Below are 13,274 nucleotides of genomic sequence, written 5' to 3' on the forward strand. Positions count from 1 at the left end.
TATCTAGGGATTTTCTGTAATAAGAAAGGTTTGTATTATGATGTATTTGAATAATAAGAGGGGGTGGGTAAATGTATTGGAAATTAAGAGTACCTCTGCTATTGGGGGGTATAGGTGTTGTTTCTGGACTTGTTCAAAAGTTCCCAAACCTTTTTCTTATTAATACTACCACCTTATTTAGCAGTGCCGTGTTTATCGGTCTAATTGGTATCATTTTTACTATTTTAGAAAAATCAAATGTGAATGACAAAAAAGTTCACTTTACAATCGGTGTTGCAATAATTATCTTCGGTATTATTTTTGACTTCCTAATGTCATAGTTGTTTATTGTACAACCAGGAGCGATTGTAGCAAAGCGTTGCGCTCCTTACATAATTGCGCATAGATGTTATATCTTCAAAGGAGTTAATAAGGAAAATGGATTGGTGGTATAGGATTTCTTTTATTATCATTGGAGTAGTGTCTTTTTTTACTGGTGAAATAGTTACATTCTTAATGTTATTGTTTATTTTTTTAATTTTATATAATATCCACTCAACACTAAATAAAATATATATCCAAAATAAAGAAAATAACAATCAAGATTAAGCAAAGAATTTCTTACTCAATTATCTAGGGCGATTACTGAACAGCAGCTCTAGTTGCACTCAAAAGGGAGCTAGTTTATATGCTAGGAGATTTTTTATGAATAGTTATAAGCATTATCTAACTATGTGGGGAGTTTTGGCTTTATTATATACTCTTGCCACTGTGTGCTTGGAATTTCTTGAAGGTAATAAGATATCAACAACCATTTACTATGGACTAAAGAATGTTGGCTTGGGTTTTATTTTGTTTAACTTAGTACATAGCTTGTTTCTTTATCTAATATCCTTTTTACCTTTAACTTTTTTTCTTAACAAATTAACTAAATCTTTTTCTCTAAGAATCATTATTTATTCATTTATAGGAGGGCTAAGTGGAATATGGGTATTTGACCATTTATATGGGTTTGAAAACTTAATCACTACTTATGAACTTAACAGAAGTAGTGCCATTATTGTATTTGGTGTTTCTGGTTTTGTTTATTCACTAGCAGATTATTATAATTTGAATAAGGGTAAACCATCACCACCTTTTATTTTTGTAAATGAGTGAATAATCATTCATTTTTAAGCGTTTTCATATTATACTAGATATATATATCTTAGAGGGGGGAATGGAATGGAGCTTGAAACAGGTGAAGTACTGACTTATTCCAGAACATTCACATTGGAAGAAGTCCTTCGATTTGGGGAGGTGTCAGGAGATCAAGGCAGGCATCATGTGGAAAAAGATGAGCATGGCCGTTTGATGGTACATGGCCTGTTGACTGCAAGTATCGGTACTAAAATTGGGGGAGACATGAATTATATCGCTAGTAAAATGAACATGGAATTTCTTCGTCCCGTCTTTACAGGCGACACCATCACCTGTGAAGCTACCCTCACCAATGTCCAACAACAAGAAGGCTACAAACAAGTCCAAGTCACATCCATCTACACCAACCAAAAAGGCAAACAAGTCCTCCTAGGCAACAGTAAAGGTATTATTCGAGATTAATTGAGAAATTCCTGCGGGGGTCTGACCCCCGCACAGAACTTTAATATTTCAGAAAATTCAACCAATAAAAGTTGTGAAAGGGTGTGCTGATATGAGTACGGTTAATGTGTTGAATCAGGGGCCGGTTGTGGTTTTGGAGCTTAATAGACCTGAGGCGTTAAATGCGATGAATGTGGAGATGTTAGAAGAATTAGAGCGTGTTCTGGATGAAGTATCGCAAAATGAAGATGTCAGAGTGGTCATTGTTAGAGGAAGTGGGAATGCGTTTAGTGCTGGTGGAGATATCAAGATGATGCTTCAAGAAAATGTTGGTGGAGACTTCGACCAGGTGATGGATACGATTGGTTCCATCGTCACTAAATTTTACACCATGCCAAAAGTGACTATCAGTGCCCTTCACGGTGCAGCGGCAGGGCTAGGCTTAAGTTTTGCCCTGGCCAGCGACTTTGTTGTTGCCCACACTTCTACAAAACTGGCGATGAATTTCATCAAGATCGGTCTAATACCAGATGGTGGCGGTCACTTCTTTATGGAAAAACGTCTTGGTGAAGCGAAAGCTAAACAGATGATTTGGGAAGGCAAAACGATTTCTGCTGAAGAAGCTCATGGATTGGGTTTGGTTGATAGCTTGGCTGGAGATCAAATGGAAGAGGAAATCACCAAGAGGGTTGGAGCGCTTCTTCAATCTCCTTTGCAAGCGATGTTGGAAACGAAGTTGATCTACACAAAGCAATCCTTGCCACGCTTGGAACAGATTCTAGAGTTAGAAAAGAATGCTCAGCGTAGAATGAGGGTGTCCCAAGATCATAGAGAAGGTATTCGTGCTTTTGTTGAAAAGAGAAGACCACAATTTAGCGGAAAATGAAATAAAGATGATAAAGCTGCTCCTTAAAAAGGGGCAGCTTTTGTATTTCACAGCTGTTTTCCTAAGTCTACAGTCTTACATTCACTTAATTCTCTGGTACATTACCAATAAGAACAACTCCACTTATACTAGATATCATCAGAGAAAAGACGGAGTGGTTTGTGTGGATATAATGGAAACTGGGAAAAAGCCGATAATGGGAATTGGACTCATACTAATTGTTTTGCTGGTTTATTATATAAGTAAATTCATGGTAATGGCAGAATATAAGGAATTGGAGAATTTACTATTAGAATATGGGTCTATGGCTAAATTTCTCTTTTTCTTGCTGTGTTTGGCTCAACCGATTATTTTACCCCTTCCGGAGGCGGTTACCATTCCAGCAGGTAGCTTGGCTTTTGGGGCAAGTACTTCGTTCTATCTTGGTTTTTCCGGAACATTGACAGGCATCATTGTTATGTTTTTTATTGCAAGATATGGCGGTATAAAAGTAGCTTCTAAACTGGTAAAAGAAAGACATCTAAAAAAATATCAAGATTATGTTAGGAAAAATGAAACGATTATTCTTGCACTCTTATTTATTATTCCTGTTCTACCTGATGAGATAATTTGTGTCGGAGCCGGCATTGGAGCTGTCTCGTTTAAAAAGTTTCTTATAATAGCATCCTTGTCAAAGTTTGTGACTACATTTGTACTCGCGTATTCGGTTTCCTTGGCAAAGTTACTGGACTTAACTTCTACACACTTGCTATTATCTTGCTCTGTGATCATGGGGATTGTTTTCTTAACCTCGTTTGCTTTCAATAAATATTGGAACAGAAAACGCATGGAGATGTAATCCTTTATCTCCATGCGCTTATTTGTTATCTGTGAAATAATACTAGTTTCCCGCTTGCATTTGTGCAACGGTGTGTAGTGTCGAGGTAATTTAATTCTTCTAATCTCTTTTCTCCTAAAGTTTTTGCTTCTTTTTCAGTTGCGGCTTCAAAACTTTCATCCAGTAATGTTTCTCCGTTTTTGCTAAAGACTGTTAACGTATATTTCCCCATGCGTGTCCCCTCCGTGTCTGTAAAATGAATATCCATTCATTGTTTCTATTTTACTAAAAGTTTCTTGAAATGTAAAAGTACTATGAAACTATTTAGTTTCTGATTCGTATAGGTTACTGTAGAACATAGGAGGGATAACGTCATGGCATTACAGATAGATGGTGTAACTAAAAGGTTTGGCAAGCATGTGGCAGTCAATAATTTGACCCTAGAAATACCGGAAAGTGAAATGTTCGGATTCTTAGGTGCCAATGGAGCAGGGAAAACAACCACTTTTCGAATGGTGCTTGGATTATTGGAGCCTACTGAAGGTAAGGTTTCTTGGGCGGGAAAACCCATTACTTATAGAGAAAGTCACCTTGTAGGGTATTTGCCCGAAGAAAGAGGGCTTTATCCGAAATTAACCGTTAAGGATCAAATGATTTATTTGGGCAGATTAAGAGGAATGGAGAAAGCGGAAATTTTAAAGCAGCTGGATTATTGGTTGGAGCGCTTCAAGGTGCCTCAATACCTGAACAAAAAAGTAGAAGAGCTTTCAAAAGGAAATCAACAAAAAATCCAGTTTATCGCGTCCACCATTCACAACCCGAAATTGCTCATCTTGGATGAACCTTTCAGCGGCTTGGATCCGCTAAATGTAGAACTTTTGAAAGAAGCAGTAGTGGATTTGAAAAAGCAAGGGACATCCATTGTATTTTCCAGTCACCGGATGGAGCATGTAGAAGAGCTGTGTGAGCATTTATGCATCATGCATCACGGTCAACCTGTTGTGCATGGGGCACTTAAGGACATTAAGCGTTCATTTGGGAAAAAGAATGTCATCATCCATGCTGATTTTGATTTAGGCTATTTATCCAATGTGGAGGGAGTTACCAAAACAAAGCAGACAGCTGAAGGTATGATTCTACAAGTGGAAGATGAAGATGTATCTCAGACCTTGCTGCAACAAATTACAGGTAAAGGCTATATCCGTAAGTTTATCTTGGAAGAGCCGTCCTTGAATGATATTTTCATAGAAAAGGTGGGTGCTTCATACCATGAATAAATTCTGGATTATTTTAATGCACACCTACATGAGTAAGCTGAAATCAAAATCTTTTATTATTTCCACTTTGGTAACAACGCTACTCATTGTTGGTGTTACAAACATTCAGTCCATCATTGATATTTTTGATGAACAGGAAGACAAAGTTGTCGCATTAATAGATGAAGAAGGCACTATAGCACCATTGCTAGAGCAACAACTAGCAACAAACCCCAATAGCAATTTGAATCTTGAAATAGTATCAAATGAGTCAGAAGCTGAAAGTAAAGTAACAGAGGGGGAGTATGACGGGCTCCTTGTGCTCTCAACAGATCAGAACGGTTTGCCATCTGGTGTATATAAAGCAGCTTCCATCACAGACTCGGAAACGATGACACAAGTGGAAGTGATGCTTCAGCAGGTGAAAAATGAGTTGGCAACAAGTCAACTTGGATTATCTCAAGAAGAAATCGCGCAACTTTATACGCCTATTAACTTTGATGTTGTGGCATTAGAAGAATCTGCAAAATCTGCAGAAGAGTTGAACCAAGCACGTGGATTGGTATACGTATTACTGTTTGTTATCTATTTCTCCGTTATTCTTTATGCTAGTATGATCGCGACGGAAGTGGCAGTAGAGAAGTCTTCTCGCGTCATGGAAATATTGATTTCATCTGCTTCACCAATCATGCATATGTTCGGGAAAATTCTTGGCATAGCGCTATTAAGTTTAACGCAACTGGCATTTTGGATTCTTGTCGGCTATTCATCATTAAGTAGAAATCTTGAAGGCATGACTGAAGCCGGTGGAGTATTTGAATTTTTTGGTGTCGGCGATCTGCCTGTAGCAACGTTTGTGTACGCTATCGTCTTCTTCTTGCTAGGCTACTTCCTTTATGCAACGTTTGCCGCTTTCTTAGGGTCGCTTGTTAGTAGGATTGAGGAAATCCAGCAAATGATTATGCCAATGACATTATTGATTGTGGCAGGGTTTATGATTTCCATGTTCGGACTAGGAAATCCAGATAACTCTTTTATTCAAGTAACATCCTTCATTCCGTTCTTTGCACCAATGATCATGTTTTTACGTGTGGGAATGTTAAACGTACCGGTTTGGGAAATCAGTCTCTCCATTGGCCTTTTAGTGGCAACCATCGTGTTACTGGCCATGTTCGGAGCAAAAGTGTACCGTGGGGGAGTCTTGATGTACGGTAAATCATCATCTTTAAAAGATATTAAGAAAGCTTTGCAATTAACTAAAGACAAGTAATCTAGCATGCGGGACTTTTACAAAAGTCTCGCATGTTTTTTTAGAGAAAGTATAAAATCCTGTTGATTTCCGTTCCAAGCGCTTCGCTTGCCTGCGGGCGGTCCGTGAGCCTCCTCGGCTTGTACCTCCGGGGTCTCACCTGTCCCTTCCTCCCGCGGGTTTCTGCGCGCCTTCCACTCCAATCAACAAAGTGGCTTCATTCATCAGAGGGTTATGAAACAGCACTAAACCGAGTTAACTGAATAAGCGTTTACATATCGTCAAACTAATTTCCAGCTGAGGATTGGAGCAAATGGCGAAGACTCCAGCGGGGGAGTAACGGTAGATTGAGACCCCACAGCGTAGCGAGGAGGCTCAAGCACCGTCCCGCGGAAAGAGAAGCCATTTGCGGAAAGGAACAGCGGTGGTTATCCACTAACCAATGCCTACTGCTATAATCAACACCGAACGTGCATTCGTATTTCATTCGTGATAAAATAAGGAAAAGACGTTTAGAGAAGAGGTTGAATCCAGATTGAGAAAAATTCGCTTCCTGCATGCTGCAGATCTACATTTAGACAGTCCATTTAAAGGACTTAGCCATCTTCCCCAACAAATATTTAATAGGATTAGAAAAAGTACATTCCAATCTCTAACCACACTAATAAACGCTGCTATCCAATATCAAGTAGATTTTATTTTATTGGCTGGAGATCTCTTTGACTTAGAGCAAAGAAGCCTCATCGCCCAAGCAACACTAAGAAAAGAATTTATGCGATTAAATGAAGCAGGAATTCACGTGTATATTATCCACGGAAATCATGATTACCTTACAGCTAATCACTCGCTTTTTAAATACCCGGATAATGTACATGTTTTTACGGAAGCTGTGGAATGTAAAACATTTTTTAAAAATGAAGAAGAGTTAGCCTGCATATATGGCTTTAGTTATAAGCAGAGGCATATGACGGAAAACATGACAGGTTATTATCAAAAAGAAAACGCTAAGATACCTTTTCACATCGGGATGCTTCATGGCAATCTCTCTGGAAGGGAAGAACATGACCCGTACGCACCATTTTCCATACCTGATCTTCTTAGCAAGGAGTTCCATTACTGGGCACTTGGCCATATACACAAACGTGAAATTCTTCATTACCAACCACCCATCGTCTATCCGGGAAATATCCAAGGACGACACAAAAAGGAACAAGGCGATAAAGGCTGTTATCTGGTGGAACTATTGGAAGGTGGTATCTCAGAGCTTACATATATAGAAACATCCGTCATACATTGGGAGGAACTCGAGATTCCCATTAACGGAATCCAAACGGTGGACCAGCTTATGGAGGAAACAATACAAGCAATGGACTCCATAAGGTTGGAAGGGAAGGGGAAATTACTTCGCCTTACTTTTACAGGTAATGGAGAACTTCATGGTTATCTTCAAGATGAAAGTCATCAGGAAGAGCTTCAACTCCTTTTAAATGAGGGAGAAGAAAATAAGCTTTCTTTTGTCTATCTATATTCGTTACGTGTGCGAACCGCTCTATCCTATTTAAAAGAAGACCTGCAGGATAAAACCTTTTACAAGGATTTTTATTCGATGGTTGAGCAAATCGAAGTGAAAGAAGCATTGGCCCCTTTATTACGCCATTCTGAAGCAAGGCGCTATCTGGACACTTGGGATGAGGAAGAACTAAAAGCGATAGTGGAAGAAGCAGAGCAATGGCTTATCAGCAAATTCTTGGAAAGTGAAAAGAGGTGAATAGGTTGAAAATTACGAGCTTGCATATATATGGATTCGGAAAACTAGAGAACGTAGTAATGGAAAATCTATCACCAAACATCCAAGTGATCTACGGCGAAAATGAAGCAGGGAAATCTACTGTTATGGCCTTCATTCACGCCATTCTTTTTGGGTTTCCTGCAAAAAATCAACAAGACCTGCGCTATGTTCCTAAAAAAGGCTTTAAATATGGCGGGAAGTTGATTATTGAAACGGATGACGAAAGAAAAATAACCATTGAACGAGTCGCAGGTAGATCCTCTGGTGATGTCATTGTTCATGATGAGCATGGCAATTCCTGTGATTTGAACGAGGTGCTAGGCGGCCTTGATAAAACGATGTATAAAGGAATTTTCTCCTTTAATATTATGGACATCCAAAATCTACAACTAATAGACTCTGAGCAACTTGGCAGTTATTTGTTTTCTTCAGGACTAATGGGAAGTGAACAGCTACATAAATTATCTCGTGAGTTAACAAAAGAACAGGAAGAGCGATTTAAGCCAAGTGGGAGAAAGCCAGTCATCAATCAGTTGTTAAATTCCTTAAGAGAAGAAGAACGAAATGTCCTGCAATGGAAAGAAAAGATGGGGCAATATAACCGCTTGCAGAAGGATTTAGACCAATATGATAAGGCATTAGAGGAAACACAATTTACTAAAGGTGAGTTAGAAAAAAGTTTAAAAGAAACAGAAGCAATGCTCAACATTCAGCCATTAGTAAACAGAATAGAGATTCTTCAAGTGCAATTAGAAGCTTTCGGGAACATTGAATCGTTTCCGCATGATGGTTTGTCAAGATTAGAAAAATGGCAGACAAAAGCAGTATTCTATCAATCAAAACTTGAAAAAATAGCAAAAGATATACAGGAAAAAGAGCAAGAAATAGGTCAATTAACTATAAATGAAGAAATGCTCTCCAAAGAGGAATCAATAAAGAGTCTAGTAAAATCACTACCGACCTATCAACAGGCAAAAGAGCAATTGTCCCTGGTAGCTACTGAAATAGCGCAGTTGGAAAAACGCATAGAAGGTTGGAAGAAAGATCTGTTGTGGCATGATAAAACCGACTTTGAGCTAGAAACCATACATACTAGCTTAGCATCAAAAGGGGCTTTGCGAGAACTATTAAAAGATCATCATGAACTTCACATCCAGAAACAGCGATTGGACGAACAGTTTCAGCTGTCAAAAGAGGAACTTGAGACTCAAGAAGAACGAGTGAAAGACCTTGAACAAGAAAAACTTCCAAATCATGAAGTTATAAAGATGAAGGAACTGATTGAAGCAGAAAGTAAGGACACGGTGCATAAAGAAGTCCACCTCACAGAGCAGCTTCTTAATCAGTTGGAAAGGCAGCTTGAAGTTCAGACAAAGAATAACCAAAATGAAGTGAAAAAAAGTAAGCAAATCGCTGGTGCAAGTCTTTTTATGGGAATTGCCGGTGCCACGTATTTTTATATGCAAGACCAGTTTTTCCCTTCGCTACTATGCTTAATTTTTTTCTCCATCCTTTCCTTTGTGTTCTATAGGAAGACGAAACAAGATAATAGTCACAATGAGCTATGGACTGAAAAAGAAAAGATGAAAAAGAAGCTGGAAACATTACAAGGGAAGCTTTATTCCACAGATAAGTTCGAAAAACTGGAAGAGTATCAAAGAGCTCTAGCGAAGAACGAACAAGTAATGCAGCTATTGCAGAAGGAAAGACTTCTCCTTTCCCAATGCGACCGGACATACAATAGAATCATTCAGCAATTTGAAGAGTGGGAAGGCAAGAGTTTTTCTTTTCAAAATCATTGGCAGAAATGGACGTCATCTCTTTCACTTCAACAAATCGCTCCTTCCTTTATGGAAGAAGCCTATGACAAGATGGTTCAATTGAAAGTTGCCATAGCAGATAAAAAAGAGCTAGTAGAAAAGCAAATACACTATCAAAATGTAGTAGAAACGTTCAAGCTTCAGCTAAATATATTGATCGAAGAAAACATGGGATTCGACACGAGTCTATCCTTGGAAGAAGCGTTCACACAATTACGTGTTGCTGTGGATGAAAATTTGGAAAAACGGAAAAAACAACAACATCTTCAGGAACAAATAGACGAATTAAGAGAAGAAATTGCAGGCTTGTCCCACCATGAACATGAAGCCAAAAAGCAGATTCAGCATTTGTATGAGCAAGCAGAAGTTGAGGATGAGGAATCTTTTCGTCTAAAAAACCAACAGAATATAGAAAAAACCCATCTTGTAAAGGAGATTTCCATCTTAAATAGTCAGTTGGCACAAATGGAGAATTCCTATCAGCTGAGCCTAACGGAAAGTAAGCCGATGGATACGTGGAGCTCGGAGAAGGTTGAGCTGGAAGAAACCCTAAAGTCCATTAATGAAAAACAGGGTCAACTTGTTGAAAAAAGAACAGCAACCAAAGAATCTATTCGTCTCTTGGAGGAAGCTGGAACATTCTCTGAAGCTGTCCAGCAATTCGAATTATCTAAAACGAAGTTACAAGACCATGCAAGAAAATGGGCAATCCATGCTACTGCATCCCATCTACTAAGCAAAACGATGGACTATTACAGAACAGTGAAACTACCAAAAGTACTGCAAAATGCTTCTGAAAACTTCCGCTTCCTCACAAATGATAATTATATTAGGTTACTAGATGTACACAATGAAAGAACGCTTATGGTACAGCATGCAGACGGTACTAAATTTGAACCTAAGGAGTTAAGTCAGGCAACAGTTGAGCAGTTGTATATATCCATTCGTGTCGCTGTTGCACAAGTTTGGAGTGATCAACAAAAACTTCCATTCTTGATGGATGACAGTTTTGTCAATTTCGATCACCATAGAACAATTTTAGCTATTAAGTTGATAAACAGGCTGGCACTTCAAGGTTATCAAGTCCTTTTCTTCACTTGTCATCAACATATTAAAAAAAAATTGGCAGGAGAACCAAACAATCGCACTTTCTCCTTTGACACATTGAAGGTCGCAGAAGTAAGCAGCAAGCGATGAATTTGGTTCAATTATTGCCGAAAGGAATAGACAAGTGCTATGCTTAGAGAGGTATAGAGAAGCAAGTTGAAAGGATAACGAAAATGAGTGAAAGTGTGATAAAAAATAACAAAGCACCATTAATACTATTGAGCTTTAACCTATTTATCGTCATGGTAGGAATTGGGTTGGTCATTCCCATTCTCCCGTTTTATATCGATAAGTTTGGAGCGGACGCAAGGACATTAGGCTTGCTTGTTGCCGTATTTGCTTTCATGCAATTCCTATTCGCCCCTGTATGGGGAAGGCTGTCGGATAAAATTGGAAGAAAGCCTCTAATTACGATAGGGCTTTTTGGATTTGCTATCGCAGAGTTTATTTTTGCATACGCAAGCGGCCTATGGATGCTCTTTCTATCGCGTATATTGGCTGGTACATTTGGTTCAGCATTGATGCCGACTGCGATGGCATATGTTTCTGATGTCACGTCTTCTGAAAAAAGAGGGCAAGGAATGGGAATAATGGGTGCTGCTATGGGTCTTGGTATTGTAGTAGGTCCTGGTCTTGGTGGCTGGCTTGCTGAATACGACCTTTCTCTACCATTCTTAGTGGCAGGTGTGGCTGCAACCATAGCGGGAATACTTTCCGTAATTATACTGCCGGAATCATACCCAAAACATAAAAGAGAATTGGACGCTGAAGCCTCAGCAGGAGAAAAACGGGACAATCAATTTGTAACGATGTATAAGGCTCTTAAAAGCCCAGTAGGTTTTTTACTGATTCTTGTCTTCATCATGAGTTTTGGATTGGCTAATTTTCAATCCATTTTTGGCTACTATACGATGGAACGATACAACTACAACCCAAGTGAAGTGGGATTAATTATCTTGATTGTCGGCTTGGTGGGTACTGTGGTCCAAGGCGTTTTAGTTGGTAGAATGACAAAGAGGTTTGGGGAAGAAAGAGTGGTTACCAGCGCTCTATTAATCAGCTCGTTTGGGTTTGTTCTCATGACACTGGCTACTAGCTTTACAACCGTTTTATTAACTACCTGCATATTTTTCTTAGGAAATTCTCTGTTAAGACCATCATTGAATTCCTTCATATCTAAACTTGCAGGTAATAGACAAGGCCTTGTCATGGGGCTCAATAATTCATTCTTAAGCTTAGGAAATGTGGCAGGTCCAATATTAGCAGGTATCTTCTTTGAGATAAACATACATATACCCTATCTATTTGGAGCATGCATCATGCTATTTGGACTAATCGTCACCAAACTATGGATCTCAAAAAGAGCCCATAAAATAGAAGTATCTTCATAAGGAAGATTGTGGTTCATAGCAGTTGATTGAAGCAAAAGGCGAAGACCTCCTGAGTGAGATAGCGCTGGGTGGAGACCCCGCAGGCTTGCCGAGTAGGTTCTCGTCAGCCCCTAGGATAGCGAAGCCATTTGCGGAAATCAACTGCGTCTTAAAAAGAACAAACGACAGGGGGAAGGAATAGATGAAAAAAGGTATCCTCCACTTTGAAGTGGGAGAACAAGTAGATGTTCACTTATTAATCAAAACAGCAACAAAAGGCATAGCCAGCAACGGCAAACCTTTCTTGACTTTAATATTTCAAGACAAAAGCGGTGAAATAGAAGCAAAACTGTGGGACGCTTCTGCAGATGATGAAGAGCTCTACACACCGCAAAGCATTGTAAGAGTGCTAGGGGACATCCATCACTATCGTGGCCGTAATCAATTAAAAATCCGCAAAATCAAGCCAAAGGAAGACCATGAGAATGTAAATGTCTCTGACTTAATTGAAACAGCGCCATTAAGCCAAGAACAGATGATGGATAAAATAACACAGGCTATTTTTGAAATGAAGAATCCCAATATACAAAGAATTACGAGACACCTATTGAAGAAGCACCAAAACGAATTTTTGCAATATCCAGCAGCGACAAAGAATCATCACGAATTTGTATCAGGTTTGGCCTATCATGTGGTCTCCATGTTAGACCTTGCTAAAGCCATTGCTAGCTTATATCCTTCACTGGATAAGGACCTTCTCTATGCAGGAGTCATCCTTCATGACTTAGGTAAGGTAACAGAACTGTCCGGACCTGTATCTACCAGTTATACGATTGAAGGCAACCTAATCGGCCACATTTCTATTATGGTTAATGAAATCGGTAAAGCGGCAGAGGAGCTTGGTATTGAAGGGGAAGAAATCATGGTTCTTCAACACTTGGTTCTAAGTCATCATGGTAAATTGGAGTGGGGCAGCCCGAAACTGCCACTTATAAAGGAAGCGGAAATTCTCCATTATATCGATAATATCGATGCGAAAATGAATATGCTAGACCGGGCACTAGACCGTGTTAAACCTGGAGAGTACACGGAAAGAATTTTTGCAATGGACAACAGAAACTTCTATAAACCTACTTTTCATAATTAAGTAATAGCCTCCCCTTCTCTATCATATGTATAAATTAGTAGCACATATGAAAGAGAAGGGGGGCTTTTTTATGCCATGGTGGATGCTCTTAATCGTTATTGGAATTGTATTCAGTGCATATATGACATTAAGATCTGCAAAGGAAGAAAAAGAGGTGGAAGAAGCGATCATTGAAAAAGAAGGACAAGTGTATATGGACAGGATTCAAGAGGAAAGAGAGAAAAAGCAAGTAGTCAACGTATAGAAAAGGAAGCGGAGAGCCGCTTCCTTTTT

13 protein-coding genes are annotated in these 13,274 nt (G+C 39.1%); 12 read left to right on the forward strand and 1 reads right to left on the reverse strand.

Annotated elements, in window-relative coordinates:
* Positions 1-71 precede the first annotated feature (71 nt).
* The 5 genes from LC091_RS13550 (at position 72) to LC091_RS13570 (ending at position 3,284) form a co-directional block, all read left to right on the forward strand.
* On the forward strand, positions 72-320 hold the full coding sequence (locus LC091_RS13550) for a hypothetical protein (protein ID WP_226682565.1): 249 nt from the start codon (positions 72-74) through the stop codon (positions 318-320).
* A gap of 364 nt (positions 321-684) precedes the next feature.
* Positions 685-1,137, forward strand: coding sequence for a hypothetical protein (locus LC091_RS13555; protein WP_226682566.1), 453 nt, complete (start codon positions 685-687; stop codon positions 1,135-1,137).
* Positions 1,138-1,203: 66 nt separating this feature from the next.
* Complete coding sequence (locus tag LC091_RS13560; protein ID WP_226682567.1) at positions 1,204-1,581, forward strand: FAS1-like dehydratase domain-containing protein; 378 nt, start codon at positions 1,204-1,206, stop codon at positions 1,579-1,581.
* Positions 1,582-1,672: 91 nt separating this feature from the next.
* Positions 1,673-2,446 carry an enoyl-CoA hydratase gene (locus LC091_RS13565; RefSeq protein ID WP_226682568.1) on the forward strand — a complete coding sequence of 258 codons (774 nt, stop codon included), beginning with the start codon at positions 1,673-1,675 and terminating at the stop codon, positions 2,444-2,446.
* A 7-nt stretch (positions 2,447-2,453) separates the two neighbouring features.
* Complete coding sequence (locus LC091_RS13570) at positions 2,454-3,284, forward strand: TVP38/TMEM64 family protein (RefSeq protein WP_226682569.1); 831 nt, start codon at positions 2,454-2,456, stop codon at positions 3,282-3,284.
* Positions 3,285-3,309: 25 nt separating this feature from the next.
* Here LC091_RS13570 and LC091_RS13575 read toward each other — a convergent pair whose 3' ends face one another.
* The gene (locus LC091_RS13575) at positions 3,310-3,495 is read right to left on the reverse strand and encodes a YhzD family protein (RefSeq protein WP_226682570.1); all 186 of its coding nucleotides are present in this window, start codon (positions 3,493-3,495) and stop codon (positions 3,310-3,312) included.
* Between the two features lie 142 nt (positions 3,496-3,637).
* Between LC091_RS13575 and LC091_RS13580 the strand changes: the two genes are divergently transcribed.
* The 7 genes from LC091_RS13580 (at position 3,638) to LC091_RS13610 (ending at position 13,245) form a co-directional block, all read left to right on the forward strand.
* Entirely contained in the window at positions 3,638-4,540 is a 903-nt protein-coding gene (locus tag LC091_RS13580) for an ABC transporter ATP-binding protein (RefSeq protein ID WP_226682571.1), read from the forward strand.
* Complete coding sequence (locus LC091_RS13585) at positions 4,533-5,789, forward strand: ABC transporter permease (RefSeq protein WP_226682572.1); 1,257 nt, start codon at positions 4,533-4,535, stop codon at positions 5,787-5,789. The genes LC091_RS13580 and LC091_RS13585 overlap by 8 nt, the downstream gene beginning before the upstream one ends.
* Before the next feature lie 514 nt (positions 5,790-6,303).
* Complete coding sequence (locus LC091_RS13590; RefSeq protein WP_226682573.1) at positions 6,304-7,536, forward strand: metallophosphoesterase family protein; 1,233 nt, start codon at positions 6,304-6,306, stop codon at positions 7,534-7,536.
* A gap of 5 nt (positions 7,537-7,541) precedes the next feature.
* A complete protein-coding gene (locus tag LC091_RS13595; protein ID WP_226682574.1) occupies positions 7,542-10,574 on the forward strand; it encodes an ATP-binding protein in 3,033 nt (1,010 codons plus the stop codon).
* Between the two features lie 83 nt (positions 10,575-10,657).
* Positions 10,658-11,875, forward strand: a complete 1,218-nt coding sequence (locus LC091_RS13600; protein ID WP_226682575.1) for an MFS transporter — start codon at positions 10,658-10,660, stop codon at positions 11,873-11,875.
* A 181-nt stretch (positions 11,876-12,056) separates the two neighbouring features.
* Positions 12,057-13,001, forward strand: coding sequence for a 3'-5' exoribonuclease YhaM (gene yhaM, locus LC091_RS13605; RefSeq protein ID WP_226682576.1), 945 nt, complete (start codon positions 12,057-12,059; stop codon positions 12,999-13,001).
* Positions 13,002-13,071: 70 nt separating this feature from the next.
* Positions 13,072-13,245: a sporulation YhaL family protein gene (locus tag LC091_RS13610; protein WP_010198295.1), complete on the forward strand. Its 174-nt coding sequence runs from the start codon at positions 13,072-13,074 to the stop codon at positions 13,243-13,245.
* Positions 13,246-13,274: the final 29 nt, after the last annotated feature.

It is taken from the genome of Sutcliffiella horikoshii, assembly GCF_020524325.1.
In the GTDB taxonomy this organism is placed as follows: Bacteria; Bacillota; Bacilli; order Bacillales; family Bacillaceae_I; genus Sutcliffiella_A; species Sutcliffiella_A horikoshii_D.

Bases quoted from the DNA above. Each gene is read 5' to 3' on its own strand.
- LC091_RS13550 (WP_226682565.1), top strand. From the start codon at position 72: ATGTATTGGAAATTAAGAGTACCTCTGCTATTGGGGGGTATAGGTGTT.
- LC091_RS13555 (WP_226682566.1), top strand. From the start codon at position 685: ATGAATAGTTATAAGCATTATCTAACTATGTGGGGAGTTTTGGCTTTA.
- LC091_RS13560 (WP_226682567.1), top strand. From the start codon at position 1,204: ATGGAGCTTGAAACAGGTGAAGTACTGACTTATTCCAGAACATTCACA.
- LC091_RS13565 (WP_226682568.1), top strand. From the start codon at position 1,673: ATGAGTACGGTTAATGTGTTGAATCAGGGGCCGGTTGTGGTTTTGGAG.
- LC091_RS13570 (WP_226682569.1), top strand. From the start codon at position 2,454: ATGATAAAGCTGCTCCTTAAAAAGGGGCAGCTTTTGTATTTCACAGCT.
- LC091_RS13575 (WP_226682570.1), bottom strand. From the start codon at position 3,495: ATGGGGAAATATACGTTAACAGTCTTTAGCAAAAACGGAGAAACATTA.
- LC091_RS13580 (WP_226682571.1), top strand. From the start codon at position 3,638: ATGGCATTACAGATAGATGGTGTAACTAAAAGGTTTGGCAAGCATGTG.
- LC091_RS13585 (WP_226682572.1), top strand. From the start codon at position 4,533: ATGAATAAATTCTGGATTATTTTAATGCACACCTACATGAGTAAGCTG.
- LC091_RS13600 (WP_226682575.1), top strand. From the start codon at position 10,658: ATGAGTGAAAGTGTGATAAAAAATAACAAAGCACCATTAATACTATTG.
- yhaM (WP_226682576.1), top strand. From the start codon at position 12,057: ATGAAAAAAGGTATCCTCCACTTTGAAGTGGGAGAACAAGTAGATGTT.
- LC091_RS13610 (WP_010198295.1), top strand. From the start codon at position 13,072: ATGCCATGGTGGATGCTCTTAATCGTTATTGGAATTGTATTCAGTGCA.